The 22,274-nt window shown below is 66.4% G+C and carries 16 protein-coding genes; 14 read left to right on the top strand and 2 right to left on the bottom strand.

What is annotated here, in order from left to right; genetic code table 11:
* Window positions 1-31: 31 nt before the first annotated feature.
* The 4 genes from E4J89_RS04870 (at window position 32) to rplL (ending at window position 3,577) form a co-directional block, all read left to right on the top strand.
* Window positions 32-1,249: an MFS transporter gene (locus E4J89_RS04870; protein ID WP_136784949.1), complete on the top strand. Its 1,218-nt coding sequence runs from the start codon at window positions 32-34 to the stop codon at window positions 1,247-1,249.
* A gap of 205 nt (window positions 1,250-1,454) precedes the next feature.
* Entirely contained in the window at window positions 1,455-2,213 is a 759-nt protein-coding gene (locus E4J89_RS04865; RefSeq protein ID WP_136784948.1) for a FadR/GntR family transcriptional regulator, read from the top strand.
* 332 nt (window positions 2,214-2,545) lie between these two features.
* On the top strand, window positions 2,546-3,130 hold the full coding sequence (gene rplJ / locus E4J89_RS04860) for a 50S ribosomal protein L10 (protein WP_136784947.1): 585 nt from the start codon (window positions 2,546-2,548) through the stop codon (window positions 3,128-3,130).
* Window positions 3,131-3,199: 69 nt separating this feature from the next.
* Complete coding sequence (rplL, locus tag E4J89_RS04855) at window positions 3,200-3,577, top strand: 50S ribosomal protein L7/L12 (protein ID WP_136784946.1); 378 nt, start codon at window positions 3,200-3,202, stop codon at window positions 3,575-3,577.
* A gap of 216 nt (window positions 3,578-3,793) precedes the next feature.
* Here rplL and E4J89_RS04850 read toward each other — a convergent pair whose 3' ends face one another.
* Both E4J89_RS04850 and E4J89_RS04845 read right to left on the bottom strand, forming a co-directional pair.
* Window positions 3,794-4,291 (bottom strand): YbaK/EbsC family protein, encoded by a 498-nt coding sequence (locus E4J89_RS04850; protein WP_136784945.1) that lies wholly within the window; start codon window positions 4,289-4,291, stop codon window positions 3,794-3,796.
* Window positions 4,292-4,373: 82 nt separating this feature from the next.
* On the bottom strand, window positions 4,374-5,576 hold the full coding sequence (locus E4J89_RS04845) for an acetyl-CoA C-acetyltransferase (protein WP_136784944.1): 1,203 nt from the start codon (window positions 5,574-5,576) through the stop codon (window positions 4,374-4,376).
* Window positions 5,577-6,125: 549 nt separating this feature from the next.
* Between E4J89_RS04845 and rpoB the strand changes: the two genes are divergently transcribed.
* From rpoB to E4J89_RS04795, 10 genes are all read left to right on the top strand, one after another.
* Window positions 6,126-9,644: a DNA-directed RNA polymerase subunit beta gene (gene rpoB, locus E4J89_RS04840; protein ID WP_136784943.1), complete on the top strand. Its 3,519-nt coding sequence runs from the start codon at window positions 6,126-6,128 to the stop codon at window positions 9,642-9,644.
* Between the two features lie 115 nt (window positions 9,645-9,759).
* Entirely contained in the window at window positions 9,760-13,650 is a 3,891-nt protein-coding gene (locus E4J89_RS04835; RefSeq protein ID WP_136784942.1) for a DNA-directed RNA polymerase subunit beta', read from the top strand.
* 432 nt (window positions 13,651-14,082) lie between these two features.
* Complete coding sequence (locus E4J89_RS04830; protein WP_136784941.1) at window positions 14,083-14,838, top strand: IclR family transcriptional regulator; 756 nt, start codon at window positions 14,083-14,085, stop codon at window positions 14,836-14,838.
* 412 nt (window positions 14,839-15,250) lie between these two features.
* Window positions 15,251-16,438 (top strand): 4-hydroxybenzoate 3-monooxygenase, encoded by a 1,188-nt coding sequence (locus E4J89_RS04825; RefSeq protein ID WP_136784940.1) that lies wholly within the window; start codon window positions 15,251-15,253, stop codon window positions 16,436-16,438.
* 118 nt (window positions 16,439-16,556) lie between these two features.
* On the top strand, window positions 16,557-17,402 hold the full coding sequence (gene pcaH, locus E4J89_RS04820) for a protocatechuate 3,4-dioxygenase subunit beta (protein WP_136784939.1): 846 nt from the start codon (window positions 16,557-16,559) through the stop codon (window positions 17,400-17,402).
* On the top strand, window positions 17,402-17,974 hold the full coding sequence (pcaG, locus tag E4J89_RS04815; protein ID WP_136784938.1) for a protocatechuate 3,4-dioxygenase subunit alpha: 573 nt from the start codon (window positions 17,402-17,404) through the stop codon (window positions 17,972-17,974). Before pcaH ends, pcaG begins: the two co-directional genes overlap by 1 nt.
* Before the next feature lie 6 nt (window positions 17,975-17,980).
* Complete coding sequence (locus tag E4J89_RS04810; protein WP_136784937.1) at window positions 17,981-19,582, top strand: lyase family protein; 1,602 nt, start codon at window positions 17,981-17,983, stop codon at window positions 19,580-19,582.
* Window positions 19,579-20,373, top strand: a complete 795-nt coding sequence (locus E4J89_RS04805; protein WP_136784936.1) for an alpha/beta fold hydrolase — start codon at window positions 19,579-19,581, stop codon at window positions 20,371-20,373. Before E4J89_RS04810 ends, E4J89_RS04805 begins: the two co-directional genes overlap by 4 nt.
* Before the next feature lie 44 nt (window positions 20,374-20,417).
* Window positions 20,418-20,846, top strand: a complete 429-nt coding sequence (gene pcaC / locus E4J89_RS04800) for a 4-carboxymuconolactone decarboxylase (protein WP_136784935.1) — start codon at window positions 20,418-20,420, stop codon at window positions 20,844-20,846.
* A 215-nt stretch (window positions 20,847-21,061) separates the two neighbouring features.
* The gene (locus tag E4J89_RS04795) at window positions 21,062-22,273 is read left to right on the top strand and encodes a thiolase family protein (protein WP_136784934.1); all 1,212 of its coding nucleotides are present in this window, start codon (window positions 21,062-21,064) and stop codon (window positions 22,271-22,273) included.
* Window position 22,274: the final 1 nt, after the last annotated feature.

Here is a 22,274-nt window from a genome sequence, read left to right as displayed (position 1 = left end):
CAGCGCCAGCAGGCACTACGGAAGGGAAAACGTGGAGACAGAGAGCAAGGGTGCAACCAAGAACCTGGCGCTGGCCACGGCGGCTTCACTGACCGCGTTCTGGGCGTGGACCATCATCGCGCCGCTGAGCACGGCCTACACCCAACAGATGGGCCTGTCGACGTCGCAAACAGCGGTCGTGGTGGCCATGCCGGTCTTCGTCGGATCGCTGGGCAGAATCATCGTCGGGTCCCTCACCGACCGCTTCGGCGGCAGGATCATGTTCACCGCGGTGCTGATCAGCACGGTTCCGTCGGTGCTGTTGGTAGCGTTGGCCGGTTCCTTGCAGTCCTATGTGCTGCTGGTGGTTTTCGCCTTCTTCCTCGGAGTCGCCGGCACGGTGTTTGCCGTCGGCATCCCATTCGTCAGCCCGTGGTATCCGAAATCGCGGCGCGGTTTTGCCACTGGAGTCTTCGGCGCCGGCATGGGCGGCACCGCGCTGTCTGCTTTCCTCACGCCGCGGCTGGTGGCCTGGATCGGCTATTTCCCCACCCATCTGTTGGTGGCCGCCCTGCTGGTTGCGGTGGCCGTCGTCGTCTGGTTCACCATGGAGGAAGCCCCCGGCTGGCAAGCCAACCGGAACCCGGTGATCCCCAAGTTGAAGGCTGCCGCCAAATTGCGGGTCACCTGGGAAATGTGTTTCCTCTACGCTGTGGTGTTCGGCGGATTCGTCTCCTTCAGCAACTATCTGCCCACCTACCTGAAGGATGTGTACGACATGGATCCCACCGGGGCCGGCACCCGGACCGCCGGCTTCGCCTTGGCGGCAGTTCTGCTCAGGCCGGTCGGCGGCACCCTTGCGGACAAGATCGGGCCCAAGCCGGTGGTGCTCTTCTCGCTAGGCGCCGTGGCCGTCCTCGCCGTCGTGGTGAATATGCGGCCGGGGGCTGAGATCCCGGCCGGCCTGACCTTTCTGGCCATGGCCGCGTCGCTGGGCATGGGCACCGGCGGGGTGTTCGCCTGGGTGGGGATCAGCGCGCCGCCCGAGCGGGTCGGGTCGGTGACCGGAATCGTCAGTGCGGCGGGCGGACTCGGCGGATACTTCCCCCCGCTGGTCATGGGTGCTACCTACAACGCCGAAGAAAAGAGCTACGCCATCGGCCTGCTGCTGCTGGCGGCCACGGCGTTGGTCGCCTTCGCCTACACCACGTCGTTCATGAAGGGCCGCCGCAAGCCGGCGGAGGAAACCGCCGGGTCGGAGCCCGGCTGAGATCCAGCCGAACCGGGGGAGTGGCACCGCCGCCCGGAACGGATCCCCGCCCCGAACGCATCCCCGCCCCGAACAATCGCTCACCGTCTGTGACGTCAAAATGCCTGTGTGGCGGGCGGCCGTAATGCTACCCCTCGGTAACCGCAGTGCGCAGTTACGATGACTGCGCACCGGCATCCGCGCCGGGAGTGACAGGAGCGGGCGCATGGAACACAGGACACTCGTGGACGCGGTGGCCGAGAAGCTGCTGGAGGAAATTGTCGCCGGCCGGTTGGCTCCGGGTGACGCGCTGCCGGCCGAAGCCGACATCGCCGCCGAGTCCCAGGTCAGCCGGCTTACCGTCCGGGAAGCGCTCACCATGCTGCGGGCGATCAACGTGATCAGCGTGCAGCGGGGACGGGGCACTTTTATCAACCCGCCCGACGAGTGGACCTCCGTCGAGGCCATCGTCCGGGCCGCCGCCCACAGCACTGGTGACTCCCTTGCATCGAGGCAATTGCTGGAAGCGCGGCGCCTGGTGGAATCCGGGGCAGCGGCGCTGGCCGCTGCGCGCCGGACCGAGCAGGACCTGGAGCTTCTGCGCCGGGAAATGGAGTCGATGGCGGCAGCAGATGCGGCGGGCGATGCAGACGCCTTCGTCGAAGCCGACCGTCTGTTCCACACGGGGATCCTGAAAGCATCCGGTAATACTCTCTTTGCTGCTGTGTTCGTGCCCATGGGCCGGGTGCTGGCCTCCGCTCGACGCGAGGCATTCACCGCACCCGCCGTGCGCGCCCGCACACTGGCCATGCATCGCAAGGTGCTCACCGCCGTCGGCAGCGGAGACCAGCACGGTGCCCGCCAGGCCATGGAGGACCATATGGGCCAGATCCAGGATGATTTCGACGGCGGTACAGCCGGCCTGACCGTGCCATCCGCCGAAGGAGTGCCGGCCGCCGAAGCGCAGAAAGCCGCCGTCGTCTAAACGGCGTGCGGCAGCACGTGGAGCGGACTAGTCGGCGGACCAACAGGGACCAGGGCAGTGGACTAGCCAGCGGACCCGCTGCTGCCGGCACGGGCGCCGATTTGGAGTCCGGCCGAAGCATCCCGTAACCTTGAAGAACCAAAGACCGTCGGTCGTTGAATCCTCTACGTTTTCAACCGAAAGTCCCGTGCCCGGGACGGCCTGCGCAGGTGAACGAAGCATTGCCCCGCCCCCGAATTGCCGGAGACGGGATCGAAGCCCCGTGCATCTGCATGGGGCGTTTTTATTGCATGCGACCCGAACCACCGGCACTATTCCCCGGAAGGAGGGTTATGGCAACGCCAACAAAGGTGGCAGCCGTTGAAGAAATCACCACCGATTTCAAGGAATCCAGCGCTGCAGTCCTAACCGAATACCGCGGGCTTACCGTTGCACAGCTCAAGGAGCTGCGTGTTTCTCTGGGCCAGGACACCAAGTTCTCGGTCGTAAAGAACACCCTGACTGGCATTGCAGCCAAGGAAGCCGGCATCGACGCGTTCGAAGGCCAGCTTGCCGGACCCACTGCTATCGCCTTCATCAAGGGTGACGCCGTTGCAGCCGCCAAGTCCCTGACGGATTTCGCAAAGTCCAACCCGCAGCTCATCATCAAGACCGGTTTCTTCGAGGGCAAGGCCCTGGACGCTTCCGCTGTTGCTGCACTGGCCGCTCTCGAGTCCCGCGAGCACCAGCTGGCCCGCGTCGCCGGAGTCCTCAAGGCTCCGATGTCCGCACTGGCCCGCACCATCGATGCTCTGCGCATCAAGCAGGAGGAGAACGGTGGCGCCGCTGCCGAAGCTCCGGCCGAAGCTGCCGAAGCTGAAGCTCCCGCTGCCGAAGCAACCGAGGCCCCGGCCGAGGCTGCTGCCGAAGAGCAGTAAGACTCTTCACCAACCCCACTCTTGGTGCGGACACACCAGCCGCATCACCTATCAGGAAGGACGCCAACCATGGCGAAGCTCACCAACGAAGAGCTCATCGAAGCTTTCAAGGAACTGACCATCATCGAACTCTCCGAGTTCGTCAAGCTGTTCGAGGAGACCTTCGAGGTCACCGCTGCAGCTGTTGCCGTTGCAGGCCCCGCCGGCGGCGCTGGCGAAGCCGCTGCTGAGGAGCAGACCGAATTCGACGTCGTCCTCGAAGCTGCCGGCGACAAGAAGATCGCAGTGATCAAGGAAGTTCGCGGCCTGACCTCCCTGGGCCTCAAGGAAGCCAAGGACCTGGTTGACAGCGCTCCGAAGGCCGTCCTCGAAGGCGCCACCAAGGAAGCTGCCGAGAAGGCCAAGGAAGTTCTCGAGGCTGCCGGCGCTACCGTCACCCTCAAGTAAGCTTCTTCAAGCTGCTGCAAAGCCCCGCTGCCCTCACAGGGCGGCGGGGCTTTGTGTTTTCCTTCAAGCACGACGGCGAGGCGGCGCCCGGTCGATGCCGGGCGGGGCCGGAGTTGGCGGAGCGGGCAGGGTCAGATCGGGCAGCATCAGAGAAGGATTCAGGCCGCGCGTATCAGGCTGAAATGTGCAGGCTAGGCCGGCGCCGACCCGTCGATGTCAGACCGGGTCGGAGATATCTGCGACCGTTGCGCCAAGCGCTGCGGTGAGGGCATCGGCGTCGACAAAGGCGGAGTAGCCGTGCTCACCGGCACCCAGAGAAATCCGCCGGCCGCGGATCGACTCGTCGGCGTACACCGGCCAGGCCGTGCTGCTGCCCAGCGGAGTGATGGTGCCGCGCCGGTAGCCGGTTGCCTCAAAGGCAACATCGGCGTGCGGCAGCGAGAGCTTGTTGACTCCCAGCAGCGACCGGAGCTTCGGCCAGGAGATCTGCCGGTCCCCGGGAATCAGGGCGAACAGGAACGAGCCGTCCTTGTGCTTGACCACTAGGGTCTTCACGATGTCCGCTTCGGCAATGCCCAGGAGGTCGGCCGCCTCTGCCAGGCTGCGGGCGCCGGAGCGCTCGGCCACTTCCACCTGAAGCGAGTATGCTTCGGCGCCGGCCAGGAAGCGTTGCAGGCCGGCAGGCAGGACGGGGGCACCGGATTCATTGCTCATGTCCGGTTCAAGTCCCGGAGCACGGTCGGTATTCCCTGCCACGCCCCGACGACGTGGCTCGAAAGTCGGCCGGCCCGCAGTCCTAGTCGCGGTAGAGCAGCAGCGCCTCGCCCTGGCCGCCGCCGCCGCAAAGCGAAACCGCAGCCTTGCCGGTCCCGCGCCGGCGCAGTTCAAGCGCGGCAGTCAGCGCCAGCCGGGCGCCGGAAGCACCAATCGGATGACCCAGGGCGATGGCGCCGCCGTGGATGTTGCACTTCTCCAGCGGGTAGTCCAGGTCCTGAAGCGACTGCACCGCCACGGCACCAAAAGCTTCGTTGATTTCGATGAAGTCCAGCTCCGCAGTGCTCCAGCCAGCCCGGTGCAGGGCCTGCGAGATGGCGTTGGAGGGCTGGGACTGCAACGAGGTGTCCGGTCCGGCAACCTGCCCGGCACGGCCGACGACGGCCAGCCAGTCAAGCCCGTTGTCCTCCGCGAAACCTCTCGTGGCCACCACAACGGCCGCGGCGCCATCGGAGAGCGGGGACGAGTTCCCGGCCGTGATGGTGCCGTCCTTGGCAAACGCCGGGCGCAGCGGAGACAGGCTCTCGACGGTCGTTTGCGGCCGGACGCCCTCGTCCCGGTCCACGATCAGATCGGCGCCCTTGCGCTGCGGCACTTTGACCACCACAATCTCGTCGTCGAAAACGCCGTTCTCCGCAGCTGCCGCGGCCCGCTGGTGTGAAGCAGCAGCCACTTCGTCCTGCGCTTCGCGGCCAATGCCCAGCTCGCTGTTCCGGCGTTCAGTGGAGGCACCCATGGACTCGTGGTCGAAGGCATCGGTGAGGCCGTCGTGGGCCGTGGCATCCAGTGCGGTCATGCTGCCGTACGTCCAGCCCTGGCGGGAGCCCGGGAGCAGATGCGGACCGTTGGTCATGGACTCCTGCCCGCCGGCGACAACCACCTGGGCCTCGCCGGCGCGGATCAGCCGGGCCGCGTCGGTGATGGCTGCCAGCCCGGAGAGGCAGACCTTGTTGATCGTTACGGTGGGTACGTTCCAGCCCAGTCCCGCGGCGATGGAGGCCTGGCGGGCAGGGTTCTGGCCGGTCCCGGCCTGGATCACGTGCCCCATGATGACCGCGTCCACCTGTGCTGCGGCGACCCCGGCGCGTTCCAGGGCGGCAGCGATGGCCTTACCACCGAGTTCGACGGCGGTGAAGGATGCGAGCTGGCCGTTCAGCCGTCCGTTCGGCGTCCGCGCGCCGGCCAGGATGACGACGTCGTCGCGACTGCTGGTGTTCTGGGCCATGGTGTACGTGCCTCTCTCTGCGCCGACGGCCTGGCCGTGAACCGGCCGTAAAACTGAGGCTGGCGGCTGCTGCGCTGGGTATGATCTGCTTCACAGATTACCCGTACCGGGGAACTCGCCTGAAGTGATGACCGAAAAATGCTGGCGGCGGGGTATATGCTGGTGGCGTTGTCCCGGGGAAGACAACGGCGAAGACGCCTTTCGCAACGCGCTTGCACTACCGTTTGCGGTGGTTGGCACCGTGCCCCGCATGGCGTTTCGCCCGACGCGCGCCGCTCCGATCCCGATGGCGGGGGAGCGGGCACATGGTCCTGCCCTGCATGCTGGACAATCCGCGACGCGGTCCCGTACACTTAGTATTTGCGTCTTCCCTCAAAACCTTCGGCCTTCATATAGCGGTGGGCTTCGCCACGCCCTATCTGTGTTTAACTACAGATCGTGCGGCGGGCAAGGATCATATAGCGGATCCAGGTTGTGTCCGGACCTCACCAGGGGTACCGGCAGTGCGGAAGCGCAGGACAAGCCTGAAGGTCTGTGGAAGGATCCCTCTTGGTCGCCTCGAGCACCTCTAATACCGATACCGCTAACAGCCTGCTGGACGCCTCGTCGAACGACGGAGCAACCCGCCGGCTCTCATTCGCCAAGATTCACGAACCTCTTGACGTTCCCAATCTGCTCGCCCTTCAGACCGACAGCTTCGACTGGCTGGTCGGCAACGAGCGCTGGAAAGCGCGCGTAGCCCAGGCTGAGGAAGAAGGCCGCCAGGGCGTCGCCACCACCTCCGGCCTCTCAGACATCTTCGAGGAGATCTCCCCGATCGAGGACTTCCAGGGCACCATGTCCCTGAGCTTCTCCGAGCCGGAGTTCGCCGATCCGAAGTACACCATGGCCGAGTGCAAGGACCGCGACGCCACGTACTCCGCGCCGCTGTACGTCAAGGCCGAGTTCATGAACAACAACACGGGCGAAATCAAGCAGCAGACCGTGTTCATGGGCGACTTCCCGCTGATGACCGACAAGGGCACCTTCGTCATCAACGGCACCGAGCGTGTTGTTGTCTCTCAGTTGGTCCGCTCGCCGGGCGCCTACTTCGAGAAGACCGCCGACAAGACCAGCGACAAGGACATCTTCACCGCGAAGATCATCCCGTCCCGTGGCGCTTGGTTCGAGCTGGAAATCGACAAGCGCGACCAGGTCGGCGTTCGCCTTGACCGCAAGCGCAAGCAGTCCGTGACCGTCCTGCTGAAGGCTCTGGGCTGGACCGAAGGCCAGATCCTGGAGACCTTCGGCGAGTACGACTCCATCCGCGCCACGCTGGAGAAGGACGCCACCCAGACCCAGGAGGAAGCCCTCCTGGACATCTACCGCAAGCTGCGTCCGGGCGAGCCGCCGACAGTCGAGGCTGCCCAGTCCCTGCTGGACAACCTGTACTTCAACCCGAAGCGCTACGATCTGGCCAAGGTCGGCCGCTACAAGATCAACCGCAAGCTGGGCATCGACAAGCCGCTGAGCGATCCGGACGCCTCCGTCCTGAACAATGACGACATCGTCGCCATGATCAAGTTCCTGGTCGCCCTGCACGCTGGCGAAGCCACCATCCCGGGCAAGCGCGACGGCGCCGACCACGACCTCCGCGTCGAGATCGACGACATCGACCACTTCGGCAACCGCCGCATCCGCGCGGTCGGCGAGCTGATCGAGAACCAGGTCCGCACCGGCCTCTCCCGCATGGAGCGCGTGGTCCGCGAACGCATGACCACCCAGGACGTGGAGGCGATCACCCCGCAGACCCTGATCAACATCCGCCCCGTGGTGGCAGCGATCAAGGAGTTCTTCGGTACTTCGCAGCTGTCCCAGTTCATGGACCAGAACAACCCGCTGGCCGGACTGACGCACAAGCGCCGCCTGTCCGCGCTGGGCCCGGGCGGCCTGTCCCGCGACCGTGCCGGCATGGAAGTCCGTGACGTGCACCCCTCGCACTACGGCCGCATGTGCCCGATCGAGACTCCTGAAGGCCCGAACATCGGCCTGATCGGCTCGCTGGCTTCCTACGGCCGGATCAACGCCTTCGGCTTCATCGAGACGCCCTACCGCAAGGTCGTCAACGGCCAGGTCACCGACCAGGTGGACTACCTGACTGCCGACGACGAGATCGAGTGCGTCATCGCCCAGGCGAACGCTCCGCTCTCCGAGGACCTGCACTTCGAAGAAGACCTGGTCCTCAGCCGTGAGCGCGGCGGCGGCGGCGAGCCGGTGCTCGTTCCGGCCGACGAAGTCGACTACATGGACGTGTCCCCGCGCCAGATGGTGTCCGTGGCAACCGCCCTGATTCCGTTCCTGGAGCATGACGACGCCAACCGCGCACTGATGGGCGCCAACATGCAGCGCCAGGCTGTGCCGCTGCTGCGTTCGGAAGCACCGCTGGTGGGCACTGGCATGGAGCGCTACGCGGCTGTTGACGCCGGCGACTCCGTGGTTGCCGCCAAGCCGGGCGTGGTCACCGAGGTGTCCGCAGACCTGGTGACGGCGCTGAACGACGACGGCACCGAGACCCGGTACCCGATCATGAAGTTCGCCCGCTCCAACCAGGGCAACGCCTACAACCAGCGCGTCCTCGTGTCCGAGGGCCAGCGCCTGGAAGCCCGCAGCATCATTGCCGACGGCCCGTCCACCGATCAGGGTGAACTGGCGCTGGGCAAGAACCTGCTGGTGGCATTCATGTCCTGGGAAGGCCACAACTACGAGGATGCGATCATCCTCTCCCAGCGTGTGGTCTCCGACGACGTGCTGACCTCCATCCACATCGAGGAGCATGAGGTTGATGCCCGCGACACCAAGCTCGGTGCCGAGGAAATCACCCGCGACATCCCGAACGTGTCGGAGGAAGTGCTCTCCCAGCTGGACGAGCGCGGCATCATCCACATCGGTGCCGAGGTCGACGCCGGCGACATCCTGGTGGGCCGTGTGACCCCGAAGGGCGAGACCGAGCTGACTCCGGAAGAGCGCCTGCTGCGCGCGATCTTCGGCGAGAAGTCCCGCGAAGTGCGCGACACCTCCCTGAAGGTTCCGCACGGCGAGTCCGGCACCGTCATCGGCGTGCGCATCTTCGACCGTGACAACGACGACGAACTGCCCCCGGGCGTCAACCAGTTGGTGCGCGTGTACGTGGCGCAGAAGCGCAAGATCACCGACGGCGACAAGCTCGCCGGCCGTCACGGCAACAAGGGCGTCATCTCCAAGATCCTGCCGATCGAGGACATGCCGTTCCTGGAAGATGGCACGCCGGTTGACGTTGTGCTGAACCCGCTGGGTGTCCCCGGCCGCATGAACGTGGGCCAGGTGCTGGAAATCCACCTCGGCTGGGCCGCGAAGCAGGGCTGGAACATCGATGGCAATCCGGACTGGGCCAAGAACCTGCCGAACCTGCCGCGCCAGACCGGTCCCACCACGGTGGCCACCCCGGTGTTCGACGGCGCCAGCGAGTTCGAAATCACCGGGCTGCTGGATTCGACCAACCCGACCCGCGACGGCGACCGCCTGATCGGTTCGTCCGGCAAGGCGCGTCTGTTCGACGGCCGCTCCGGCCAGCCGTTCCCGGACCCGGTGTCCGTGGGCTACATGTACATCCTGAAGCTGCACCACCTGGTGGACGACAAGATCCACGCGCGCTCCACCGGCCCGTACTCGATGATCACCCAGCAGCCGCTGGGTGGTAAGGCACAGTTCGGCGGCCAGCGCTTCGGTGAAATGGAAGTGTGGGCCCTGGAGGCCTACGGTGCCGCGTACACCCTGCAGGAACTGCTCACCATCAAGTCCGACGATATCCACGGCCGCGTCAAGGTCTACGAGGCGATCGTCAAGGGCGAGAACATCCCGGAGCCGGGCGTTCCCGAATCCTTCAAGGTGCTGATCAAGGAAATGCAGTCGCTGTGCCTGAACGTGGAGGTCCTCTCCACCGACGGCACCGCGATCGAAATGCGTGACTCGGATGAAGAAGTCTTCCGGGCCGCGGAAGAGCTGGGCATCGACCTCTCGCGGGCCGAGCCGAGTTCCGTCGAAGAGGTCTAGCCGGGCCGGCCGGCAGAGGGCGCCTGAGCGCCCTTCAGCCGGCCAGCCGCTCATTCCCTCTTTCCGTAACCCGACAGACTTTCAGATTTAGAGAACAAGAGAGAACAGGGACCATATGTCCAGCGAATCCTCCTTCGGCCTCATGCGCATCGGCCTCGCCACCGCGGACGACATCCGCGATTGGAGCTACGGCGAGGTCAAGAAGCCGGAAACCATCAACTACCGCACCCTGAAGCCCGAGAAGGACGGCCTCTTCTGCGAGAAGATCTTCGGCCCGTCCCGCGACTGGGAATGCTACTGCGGCAAGTACAAGCGTGTGCGCTTCAAGGGCATCATCTGTGAGCGCTGTGGCGTCGAGGTCACCCGGGCCAAGGTCCGCCGTGAGCGGATGGGCCACATTGAGCTGGCCGCCCCGGTCACGCACATCTGGTACTTCAAGGGTGTCCCGTCGCGTCTGGGCTACCTGCTCGACCTGGCACCGAAGGACCTGGAAAAGGTCATTTACTTCGCTGCCTACATGATCACCAGCGTGGACGACCAGCGTCGCCACGAGGAACTGCCGAACCTGCAGGCCGAGCACGACCTGGAGAAGAAGCAGCTGGCCGACACCCGCGATTCCGACATCGCGGCCATCGCCAAGGACCTCGAGGACGAACTGGCCCGCCTGGAAGGCGAAGGCGCCAAGGCCGCCGAGAAGAAGAAGGCCCGCGACTCCGCCGACCGCCAGATGGCCAACGTGCGCAAGCGCGCCGACGCCGAAATCGAGCGCCTCGACATGGTGTGGGACCGCTTCAAAAACCTCAAGGTCGCCGACCTTGAAGGCGACGAAGGCCTGTACCGTGAACTGCGCGACCGCTACGGCCTGTACTTCGAAGGCGCCATGGGTGCCGAGGCGATCAAGAACCGTCTTGAGAACTTCGACATGGCTGCCGAGGCCGAGTCGCTGCGCGACATCATCAAGAACGGCAAGGGCCAGCGCAAGACCCGCGCCCTGAAGCGGCTCAAGGTGGTCAACGCTTTCCTGACCACCACCAACTCGCCGCTGGGCATGGTGCTGGACGCCGTTCCGGTGATCCCGCCGGAGCTTCGCCCGATGGTGCAGCTGGACGGTGGCCGCTTCGCGACCTCCGACCTGAACGACCTGTACCGCCGCGTGATCAACCGCAACAACCGCCTGAAGCGCCTGCTGGATCTGGGCGCGCCGGAGATCATCGTCAACAACGAAAAGCGAATGCTGCAGGAAGCTGTGGACTCGCTGTTCGACAACGGCCGCCGCGGCCGTCCGGTCACCGGGCCGGGCAACCGTCCGCTGAAGTCGCTCTCCGACATGCTCAAGGGCAAGCAGGGCCGCTTCCGCCAGAACCTGCTGGGTAAGCGTGTTGACTACTCCGGCCGTTCCGTGATCGTGGTCGGTCCGCAGCTGAAGCTGCACCAGTGTGGCCTGCCCAAGCAGATGGCACTGGAGCTCTTCAAGCCGTTCGTGATGAAGCGCCTGGTTGACCTCAACCACGCACAGAACATCAAGAGCGCCAAGCGGATGGTCGAGCGTTTCCGCCCGCAGGTCTGGGACGTGCTGGAAGAGATCATCACCGAACACCCGGTGCTGCTCAACCGTGCACCAACCCTGCACCGCCTGGGCATCCAGGCGTTCGAGCCGCAGCTGGTTGAAGGCAAGGCACTGCAGCTGCACCCGCTGGTGTGTGCTGCGTTCAACGCCGACTTCGACGGCGACCAGATGGCTGTGCACCTGCCGCTCAGCCCCGAGGCCCAGGCCGAGGCGCGCATCCTGATGCTCTCCTCGAACAACATCCTGAAGCCGTCGGACGGCCGTCCGGTGACCCTGCCTTCACAGGACATGATCATCGGTCTGCACCACCTGACCACCAAGCGCGAAGGCGCAGAAGGCGAAGGCCGTGTCTTCGCCAGCCCGGCCGAAGCCATCATGGCCCACGACGCCGGTGAGCTGCACCTGAACTCCGTGGTCAAGATCCGCGTGCCCGGCTTCGTGCCGAGCGCGGACCAGCCGGCACCGGAAGGTTGGGAAGAGGGCCAGGATGCGCTGATCGAGACCTCGCTCGGCCAGGTCGTCTTCAACAACACCCTGCCCGAGGACTACCCCTGGGTTGAGCGCGTGGCGGACAAGGGCCAGCTCTCGGCGATCGTGAACGATCTGGCCGAGCGCTACCCGAAGGTTGTCACCGCGGCAACGCTGGACAACCTGAAGGACGCCGGTTTCTACTGGGCGACCCGCTCGGGTGTCACCGTGGCGATCTCCGATATTGCCGCCCCCGCCGAGAAGGCCTCCATCATGGAGGGCTACGAGGCACAGGCAGCACGCGTCGAGTCCCAGTACAGCAAGGGCCTGATTGCCGACGACGAGCGGCGCCAGGAACTGATCGACATCTGGAACAAGGCAACCAACGAGGTCGCCGACGCGATGCGGAAGAACCTGACCAAGGAGAACACCATCAACCGCATGGTGTCCTCCGGTGCCCGTGGTAACTGGCTGCAGGTCCGCCAGATCGCCGGTATCCGTGGTCTGGTGGCAAACCCGAAGGGCGAGATCATCCCGCGCCCGATCAAGTCCTCCTACCGCGAGGGCCTGTCGGTGCTGGAGTACTTCATCGCTACGCACGGTGCCCGTAAGGGTCTGGCCGATACCGCGCTGCGTACCGCCAACTCGGGTTACCTGACCCGTCGTCTGGTGGATGTGTCGCAGGACGTCATTGTCCGCGAGCTGGATTGCGGCACCGAGCGCGGCCTGACCACGGTCATCGCCGAGGCAGACCACAACGGTGAACTGCGCCGACACGAAGAGGTGGAGAACTCCGCCTACGCCCGTACGCTGGCCACCGATGTGGTGAACTCCGAGGGCACCGTGGTGGCCGCGGCCGGCTCCGACGTCGGCGATGTGCTGATCCAGGAACTGATCGACGCCGGCATCACCGAGATCAAGGTGCGCTCCGTGCTCACCTGTGAGTCCGCCGTCGGTACCTGCGCGTACTGCTACGGCCGCTCACTGGCCACCGGCAAGACCGTGGACATCGGCGAGGCCGTCGGCATCATCGCCGCACAGTCCATCGGCGAGCCCGGCACGCAGCTGACTATGCGTACCTTCCACACCGGTGGTGTTGCCTCCGCGGAAGACATCACCCAGGGTCTGCCCCGTATCCAGGAGCTCTTCGAGGCCCGTACGCCGAAGGGTGTCGCGCCGATGGCCGAAGTGGCCGGACGCGTGTCCATCGAGGACGGCGAGCGCCAGATGCGCGTCATCGTCACCCCCGATGACGGTTCGGAAGAGATCGCCTACCCGGTGCTGCGCCGCGCCCGACTGCTGGTCGAAGACGGCCAGCACGTGGAGGTCGGCCAGCAGTTGGTCACCGGTGCCAAGGACCCGAAGCAGGTGCTGCGTATCCTCGGCCCGCGCCAGGCACAGAAGTTCCTGGTGGACGAGGTCCAGAGCGTGTACCGCAGCCAGGGCGTTGGCATCCACGACAAGCACGTGGAAGTCATCGTGCGGCAGATGCTGCGGCGTATCACCGTCATCGAGTCGGGCGAAACCGACTTGCTGCCGGGCGAACTGGCCGAACGCAGCCGCTTCCAGGCGGAGAACCGCAAGGCGGTTTCCGAAGGCAAGCAGCCCGCCAACGGCCGTGACGAGATGATGGGCATCACCAAGGCGTCGCTCGCCACCGAGTCGTGGCTGTCGGCCGCGTCCTTCCAGGAGACCACCCGCGTCCTGACGCAGGCGGCCATGGAAGGCAAGTCCGACCCGCTGCTCGGCCTGAAGGAGAACGTCATCATCGGTAAGCTGATCCCGGCCGGCACCGGCCTGGACCGGTACACCCAGGTATCGGTGGAGCCGACGGAGGAAGCCAAGGCCAACCTCTTCACCGGCCCCAGCGCCTTCGGCGACTTCGACTACGCCGGTGGCGATGGTTCGATGACGCCCGAGTTCCACGCCATCCCGCTGGATGACTACGACCTGGGCAACGACTACCGCTAACGAGTGGGGCGCTCCCGCGGTGTCGACTTCGTCGCCACGGCGGGGCCCCCGCGCCCCACTCTTCTAGGGCGGCGCGCGTCCTGGCTTGAAGCACCGAACCGCCTCCTGCTCCCCGATACCTGGGCAGCGGGAGGCGGTTCGTCGTTTATGCGGCGCGGGGCTGGGGGAGTTGAAGGTGCCGGGGAGGGCGGCCGGATCGTATACCTTCCAGTGGTCAAAAGTGGCCACTGTACGGGCCCGTTTTAAGCCATTTTTGACCACTGGATGGGGGATCGGGGGGAATAGTCTTCGGGCCTGGGCGATGCCGCAAGCCTGAAGGTCCGGCCGGCTATGCTAAGCCGTCCGGCCTGCGTGCCTGGCATCCCGGCCCGCCATGTTGAGCCGCCCGGCAGGCCTGCTGATCGCCGCTCCAAGCCGTGAGAACCTAGGAGCATGGCCAATTCCCCGTCCGGAGACTCGATGCTGGACCGGCTGGTGCGCATCCTGTCTGCGTTCGAGCCGGATAAGCCGGCCATGAACGTTGCCACCTTGTCCCGCCGGGCGGACGTGCCGTTGGCAACGACCTACCGGCTGGTGGACGAGCTCTCGCGGCACGGGCTGCTGACGAAGGAAGGCACTGGCGAGATCCGGTTAGGGCTGCGGCTGTGGGAACTGGCCAACCGCAGCTCACCGGCCGTCGACCTCCGGCAGGCCGCGATGCCGTTCATGGAGGACATTCAGTCCGTGGTGCGCCAGCACACCCAGCTGGCCGTGCTCCGGGATGACGAAGTCCTGGTCATCGAGCGGCTCTCCAGCCGCGGCTCGGTAGTCAACCAGGCACAGATTGCCGGCCGCATGCCGGTGCACCGGACCTCGATGGGCATGGTGCTGCTGGCCAATTCACCGAACCACGTCCAAGAGGCGTATCTCTCCCGCCACCCGGAAGCCGTCACCTCAGCCGATGCGGTCTCCTTCGACCTGCGCCGGCATCTGGCCGATATCCGCAAGCGAGGCTATGCCGCGTTCGACGGGCGCATCGACGTGGACACCACCGGTGTGGCCGTCCCGGTGGCGGGGCCGGCCGGCTGGCCGGTGGCTGCCCTGGGCGTTGTGGTGCCGCTGGGATTTGAAAACTTTAACGCCGTGGTCCCGGCGCTGATGACGGCGGCCCGCGGCATTTCCCGCGCGATGGGTGTGGCCTTGCCCTGAGCCATGCGAGCTGGGCGGGATGGCCGGCTGCGGGAGACCCGGGTGGAAACGTGGCGGGGATCGCCGGCTGTGGGAAACCCGGGTGGGAACGTAGCGGCGATGGCTGACTGGGGGACACAAGGCGGGGGACACCCGGGTGGGAACGTAGCGGGGACGGCTGACTGGGGGACACAAGGCGGGGGGACATAAGGCGGGGGGACACCCGGGTGGGAATGTAGCGGCGACGGCCGGCTGGAGACGCGGGCGGTGGAACACTGGCGGGGAGCCTTGGGGAGTCCTGGGGGTGGGGGAGACGCAGATGGGGAGCACCGCCGTCGTAATTCTCATTCAATGAGAACGCGGGCGCATTCGTCGTGTCGGCCGGGTCACACTGGATCAAGACGTGATCAACAGGGCTTCAGGAGACTCACTTATGGCGCAGGCACACATCATCAAAACCAAGGTCGGCATCGTCGGCGGCGGACCGGCGGGTCTGATGCTCAGCCACCTGCTGGCCAAGCAGGGCATTGACAACCTGGTAGTGGAATCACGCGACCACGAGACCATCCGCAACACGCACCGCGCCGGCATCCTGGAGGCGGGCTCGGTCCAGATGCTCACCGACACCGGCGTCGACGGCAGGGTGCTCACCGACGGCGACGAGCATGAGGGCATCGACCTGCGCTTCAACGGCGAATCGCACCCGCTGGACTTCAAGGACCTGGTGGACGCAACGGTGACGCTGTATGCGCAGAACGAGGTTTTCGTGGACCTGGCTGCTGCGCGCAAGCGCGACGGCGGCGACGTGCGCTACGAGGCCGAGGTCACCGAGGTGCTGGACCTGGAGACCACCACGCCCAAGTTCCGCTTCACCGACAAGGACGGCACCGCATTCGAGGTGCACTGCGACATCCTGGTCGGCGCCGACGGTTCGCGCAGCTTCTGCCGCCGCGCGGTGAAGGGGGAGCAGGACTACAAGATCGAATACCCGTTCGCGTGGTTCGGCATCCTGACCGAGGCACCGAAGAGCGCCCCGGAGCTGATCTACGCCAACTCGCCGCACGGCTTCGCGCTGATCTCGCAGCGCAGCGAGACCGTCCAGCGGATGTACTTCCAGTGTGATCCGACCGAGAACGTGGACGACTGGAGCGAAGACCGCATCTGGACCGAACTGCAGAAGCGCGTGGACGGAGCCGACGGCTTCCAGCTCAAACAGGGGCCGATCTTCGACAAGACGGTGCTGGCTTTCCGGTCCTTCGTCCGCGAACCGCTCTCCCACGGACGCATGTTCCTGGCCGGCGACGCCGGGCACACCGTACCGCCGACCGGCGCCAAGGGGCTGAACCTCGCCTTTGCGGACGTCAAGGTGCTCTTCGAAGCCATCGATTCGTTCTACGCCACCGGCAGCGACGCGCTGCTCGAGGGATACTCGGACCTGGCCCTGCAGCGGGTCTGGAAAGCGCAGAACTTCTCCTACTGGATGACCAGCATGCTGCACACCCGCACCGATGCCTCGCCGTTCGAAACCAAGCGTGCCCTGGGTGAGCTGGCTACGGTGACCGGGTCCCGCTTCGGCCAGCAGTACCTGGCCGAGTCGTACACCGGCTGGCCGCACAAGTAAGCCGCCGGCAGCTACCCAGCCACCCGCCGGGCAGCTACCCGCCGCCTGCCGCATCCAGCGGCGCAGGCCCCCACAAACCCTGAACCGCCAGATTCCGAACAACAGAAAGGAGTTCTCGATGAGCGACGCTACTGCTCAGGACGAGGCTTTCGACGCCGAGACCTTTGACGACAGCCACGTGCTGGATCCTGCCGCCACCGCGGATTCGCAGGAGACAATCAGTCAGGAAATCACCGACATCCACGAGGCCTACCGCAAGGGCGTGGAGGCCGGAGAAGCACAAGAAACGCAGCCGCGCATCGACTTTGCGCCCTACCGTTCCTCGCTGCTGCGCCATCCCACCAAGGACCTGCACCACACCGACCCGGAGACCATCGAACTGTGGAGCCCGGCCTTCGGCGAGCGGGACGTGCACATCCTGGAGTCGGACCTGACCATCCAGCACAACGGCGAACCCCTCGGCGAGCGGATCGTGGTGCAGGGCCGCGTGCTGGACGGCGACGGCCGCCCGGTGCGCAACCAGCTGGTGGAGATCTGGCAGGCCAACGCGGCCGGCCGCTACGTGCACAAGCGTGACCAGCACCCGGCACCGATCGACCCGAACTTCACCGGCGTGGGCCGCTGCATCACCGGACCCAACGGCGAATACAAGTTCACCACCATCAAGCCGGCCCCGTACCCGTGGAAGAACCACCACAATGCCTGGCGTCCGGCGCACATCCACTTCTCGCTGTTCGGCACCGACTTCACCCAGCGCATGATCACCCAGATGTACTTCCCGGGCGACCCGCTGTTCCCGCTGGATCCGATCTACCAGGCGATCACCGACCAGGATGCACGCGACCGGCTGGTCGCCACCTACGACCACTCGGTGACCAGCCACGAATGGAACACCGGCTACCGCTGGGACATTGTCCTCTCCGGTAGCAACCGCACCTGGATGGAAGAAGGAGAGGAGCACTGATGGGCGAGTCCACCACCAAACTGGTAGCTACCCCGGGCCAGACCATCGGGCCGTTCTACGGCTTTGCGCTCCCGTACGAGAAGGACAGCCAGCTGGTCCACCGCGCGCACGCCGGATCCATCCGGCTGCACGGCGTGGTGACGGACGGCAACGGCAGCCCGATCCCCGACTCCATGCTGGAGATCTGGCAGGCCGACGAGCACGGCGAGATCTCCCGGGAGACCGGTTCGCTGGTCCGCGACGACCACACCTTCACCGGCTTCGGCCGGGTAGCCGTGGACAACGTTGGCCACTACACCTTCACCACGGTCAACCCGGGCCCCACCGAGCAGGGCAAGGCCCCGTTCATCTCCATGGTGGTCTTTGCCCGCGGCCTGCTGAACCGCCTGTTCACCCGGATCTACCTGCCGGAGGACACCGAGGCCCTGGCGAACGACCCGCTGCTGTCCTCGCTGCCGGAAGAGCGGCGGAAGACCCTGATCGCCGAGCGCGAACCGAACGGCGACCTGCGTTTCGACATCCGGCTGCAAGGCGAAGGCGAAACCGTCTTCCTGAGCTACCCGGGGATCTAGGGATCCATGAATCCAGCGGACCACGCTGATTTCGGGCTGCTGTCTCCGGCTTCGGCCGGGACAGCAGCGTCCCGTTTAACCAGCGACTACCAATTCATCCAAGCCATGCTCGACGTGGAGCTCGAATGGACGCGCGTGCTGGCCGACGCCGGCCGGGTCCCGGCCGACGCGGTTCCGGCCGTCGAGCAGGCCTCGCGGGCGGACCTTTACGACGCGGCGGCCCTGGCCGAGCGTGCCCAGGGCGGCGGCAACCCGGTCATCCCGCTGCTCGCCGACCTGCGCGCGGAGGCCAAGCAGCACCATCCGGGTGCGCCCTCGGCGATCCACAAGGGCGCCACCAGCCAGGACATCCTGGACAGCGCCCTGATGCTGATGGCGCGCCGCGCACTGGCCGGCATCGTGACGGACCTGAAGACCGCCGCCGCGGCTTTGGCACGGCAGGCGGACGAGCACCGCGGCACCATCACCGTCGCCCGGACACTGACCCAGCATTCGCTGCCCTCCACCTTCGGACTCAAGGCGGCGAACTGGCTCTCCGGTGTCGCCCAGGCCGGTGCCCGGCTGGAGCAGGTGGCCGGCGAACTGCCGCTCCAGTGGGGCGGCGCGGCCGGCACCATGGCCGCGCTGACGGATCTGGCCGGCCGTCCGGCCCACCCCGCGGCTGCCGCGGACAGCGCCGCATCTGCCGGTCCCGCGGCGGGCACCGCTGCGCCACACGACGACGGCGGTGCATCAAACGACGGCGGCGCTGCGCCAAACGGCGGCGGCGCTGCACGAACCGACGGCAGCGCTGCGCCAAACGGCGACGGCGGTGCTGCGCCAAACGGCGACGATGCTGCATCAAACGACGACGGCGGTGCGCTGGCTTTGGCGGCCCGTCTCGCCGAACGGCTGGGGCTGGCCGACCCGGTGGCGCCCTGGCAAACCAACCGGCTGCCGGTGACAGCACTGGCCGCGGCGCTGGCCGATGTGCTGGTTGCTGCCGGCAAGGTCGCCAACGACGTGCTGCTGCTCAGCCGGCCCGAGCTGGGCGAAGTCGCCGAACCGGCCGCCGAAGGCCGTGGCGGTTCCTCGGCGATGCCGCAGAAACAGAATCCGGTGCTGTCCGTGCTGATCCGCAGCGCCGCGCTGGCCGGTCCCGGGCATCTGGCCCAGATCCAGGCCGCCGCGGCCGGCGCCATCGATGAGCGGCCAGACGGTTCCTGGCACGTCGAGTGGCAAGCGCTGCGCCAGCTGCTCCGGCTGGCTGGCGGGGCTGCCGCCAAGCTGGCCGAACTCGCAGAGGGCCTAATGATCCGGCCGGAGCAGATGCGCCGGAACCTGGCGATCACCGGTGAGCTGGTGGTCAGCGAACGGATCATGGCCACGGTGGCGCCGATGCTCGACGGCGGATCGCCGGGCGCCGGCAAGGCCAAGGTCCAGAACCTTGTCAACCAGTCGCTGGCCAACCAGGGCACACTGGCGCAGCTGCTGCGCGATGCGGTACCTGTCGACGTCCTGAGCGACGAGGCGTTGGCCGAACTGCTGGATCCGGCTGGCTATATCGGCCAGAGCAGCGAACTGATCGACCGGATCACCTCCCACTATGCAGAATGGAGCCATTCGTGAGCGTTCCCGACATCACCCCCACCTTGCTGTCCGAGGGCAAAGGCAAGCCCGTGCTCTTGGCCGGCGCCGGCCTGGGCACCGGCGCCAAAGCGCTCTGGATCGACGCCGTGCCCTACCTTCAGGACTTCCAGGTAGTGGGAGTGGACCTGCCCGGCCACGCGGCGAGCCCCGCGTCCACCGGGCCGTTCACCATGGCCGAACTGGCCCAGGGCGTGGTGGCCATGCTGGACAAGCTGGCCGCGGCCGGCGACATTGAGGCCGGCGCCAAGGTCTACTTTGCCGGGGTTTCGATGGCCGGCGAACTGGCCCTGCAGCTGGGCTTGGACTACCCGGACCGCTTCGCCGGACTGGGTGTGGTGTGCTCCGGCGCCAAGATCGGAGAGCCGTCCGCCTGGCTGGAGCGTGCCGAGACCGTCCGCAACGCGGGCACACCCACCATGGTGGTCGGTTCAGCGCAGCGCTGGTTCGCGCCGGGCTTCATCGAGAAGCATTCCGAACGCACCACGCGGCTGCTGCATACCCTGCAGAACGCCGACCGGTTCGCCTACGCGCACTGCTGCGAGGCCCTGGCCGGCTTCGACGTCCGCGACCGGCTCGGCGAGATCACCACTCCGGTGATCGCCATTGCCGGTGGAATGGACCAGGTCTGTCCGCCCGAGTTCGCCAAGGCAGTGGCCACCGGCGTGCGGCAGGGGAGCTCCGCCGTCGTCGATTCCGCCGCCCACCAGGCGCCCGTCGAAGCGCCCGAAGAAACCGCGGCACTGCTGCGCGATTTCTTCCTGGCTGCCTGAGCGCAGCCGGACCGTTGACTGAAACTACCCAAGGAGTACCCGCCGTGAGCGAGAACCGCACCTTCGATCCTGCCAAGACCCAGCAGGAGGTTTACGACGACGGCATGGCCGTGCGCCGCCAGGTCTTGGGCAATGAGCACGTGGACCGGGCGAACAGCTCGATCGACGATTTCACCCAGGACTTCCAGGAACTGATCACCCGCTACGCGTGGGGGACCATCTGGACCCGGGACGGGCTGCCGCGCACCACGCGCAGCGCCATTACGCTGACCGCCATGATCGCCAAGGGCCACTGGGAAGAATTCGCCATGCACGTCCGCGCGGCGCTGACCAACGGCATGACCCGGGACGAGATCAAGGAAGTGGTGCTGCAGTCGGCAATCTACTGCGGCGTGCCGGACGCGAACGTGGCGTTCAAGGTGGCCAAGGGTGTTTTCGCCAGCCTTGACGAGGATCACAGCGCCTCGATATAGTTCATATAACGTACATGCGTTCGTGAAGCGAACACTTCCGGGTTTCGGTGAAGGTTCCATGGGAGCTGTCCCAAGACCTCGTGAAGCCGCTACGGAGGGTTCCTGCGCGGATCCCCATCATGTTTATGGAGCGGTCCGGTCCAGCCACAGCGCTGGACCGGACCGTTTGCTGTAACCAAGGCGCACGCCAGCCGTGCGCCACGAAGGAGCCTCGAATGAACCAGGCATATCTGTATGACGCCGTCCGCACGCCGTTTGGAAAGTTCGGCGGTGGGCTGGCCGGCGTCCGGCCGGACGACCTGGCCGCCGAAGTGGTCAAGGCCGAAGTGGCCCGCGCGCCGGGCCTGGACCCGGAACGCATCGACGAGGTGATTTTCGGCAACGCCAACGGCGCCGGCGAAGAAAACCGCAACGTTGCGCGGATGGCCACGCTGCTGGCCGGCCTGCCCACCTCCATTCCGGGCACCACAGTGAACCGGCTCTGCGGTTCCAGTCTGGATGCCGCTATCATCGGTTCCCGCCAGATCAACGCCGGCGAAGGCGACCTGGTGCTGATTGGCGGCGTCGAGTCGATGAGCCGCGCGCCCTGGGTGCTGCCGAAGACCGAGAAGCCCTACCCGGCCGGCAACATGACCCTGGCCTCCACCACTTTGGGCTGGCGGCTGGTGAACAAGAAGATGCCGCAGGAATGGACCGTCTCGCTGGGCGAGGCCACCGAACAGTTGCGCGAGCGGCACGGCATCACCCGTGAGCGCCAGGATGAGTTTGCGGCCGCATCGCACCGCCTGGCCGACGAGGCCTGGAACGCGGGCAAGTACGACTCGATGGTGGTGCAGGTGCCGGGCACCGAGCTGACCCGCGACGAATCGATCCGCCCCACCAGCACCGCTGACGTGCTGGCCGGGCTGAAGACCGTCTTCCGGCCGGTTGGCGACGGCCCCGAGGGCGGGACCGTGACGGCCGGCAACGCGTCACCGCTGAACGACGGCGCCTCTGCGGCGTGGCTGGGCAGCGAGGCTGCCGCCGGACTGCTGGGCACCGAGCCGCTGGCCCGCATCGCCGGCCGCGGCGCGTCCGCGCTGGAGCCGCAGTTCTTCGGCTTCGCGCCGGTCGAGGCCGCCAACCAGGCCGTCCGTCGGGCCGGCATCAGCTGGTCGGACGTCGCCGCCGTCGAGCTTAATGAAGCCTTTGCTGCCCAGTCGCTGGCCTGCATCGACAACTGGGACATCGACCCCGCCATCGTCAACGCCTGGGGCGGCGCCGTGGCCATCGGCCACCCGCTGGGCGCCTCCGGCATTCGCATCCTCGGCACGCTGGCCCGCCGGCTGCAGGAATCGGGCGAGCGCTGGGGCGTGGCCGCGATCTGCATCGGCGTGGGCCAAGGCCTCGCCGTCGTGCTGGAAAACGTCAACTCAACCAAGAACTAAG

Source organism: Arthrobacter sp. CAU 1506 (assembly GCF_005047635.1).
Classification (GTDB): domain Bacteria; phylum Actinomycetota; class Actinomycetes; order Actinomycetales; family Micrococcaceae; genus Crystallibacter.
The sequence above is the reverse complement of the archived record's forward strand: the minus strand, read 5'-3'. Positions and strand labels throughout refer to the sequence as shown.

Bases quoted from the DNA above. Each gene is read 5' to 3' on its own strand.
- pcaG (WP_136784938.1), top strand. From the start codon at position 17,402: ATGGGCGAGTCCACCACCAAACTGGTAGCTACCCCGGGCCAGACCATC.
- rplJ (WP_136784947.1), top strand. From the start codon at position 2,546: ATGGCAACGCCAACAAAGGTGGCAGCCGTTGAAGAAATCACCACCGAT.
- rplL (WP_136784946.1), top strand. From the start codon at position 3,200: ATGGCGAAGCTCACCAACGAAGAGCTCATCGAAGCTTTCAAGGAACTG.
- E4J89_RS04810 (WP_136784937.1), top strand. From the start codon at position 17,981: ATGAATCCAGCGGACCACGCTGATTTCGGGCTGCTGTCTCCGGCTTCG.
- E4J89_RS04845 (WP_136784944.1), bottom strand. From the start codon at position 5,576: ATGGCCCAGAACACCAGCAGTCGCGACGACGTCGTCATCCTGGCCGGC.
- E4J89_RS04865 (WP_136784948.1), top strand. From the start codon at position 1,455: ATGGAACACAGGACACTCGTGGACGCGGTGGCCGAGAAGCTGCTGGAG.
- E4J89_RS04835 (WP_136784942.1), top strand. From the start codon at position 9,760: ATGTCCAGCGAATCCTCCTTCGGCCTCATGCGCATCGGCCTCGCCACC.
- E4J89_RS04795 (WP_136784934.1), top strand. From the start codon at position 21,062: ATGAACCAGGCATATCTGTATGACGCCGTCCGCACGCCGTTTGGAAAG.
- pcaH (WP_136784939.1), top strand. From the start codon at position 16,557: ATGAGCGACGCTACTGCTCAGGACGAGGCTTTCGACGCCGAGACCTTT.
- E4J89_RS04830 (WP_136784941.1), top strand. From the start codon at position 14,083: ATGGCCAATTCCCCGTCCGGAGACTCGATGCTGGACCGGCTGGTGCGC.
- E4J89_RS04825 (WP_136784940.1), top strand. From the start codon at position 15,251: ATGGCGCAGGCACACATCATCAAAACCAAGGTCGGCATCGTCGGCGGC.
- E4J89_RS04850 (WP_136784945.1), bottom strand. From the start codon at position 4,291: ATGAGCAATGAATCCGGTGCCCCCGTCCTGCCTGCCGGCCTGCAACGC.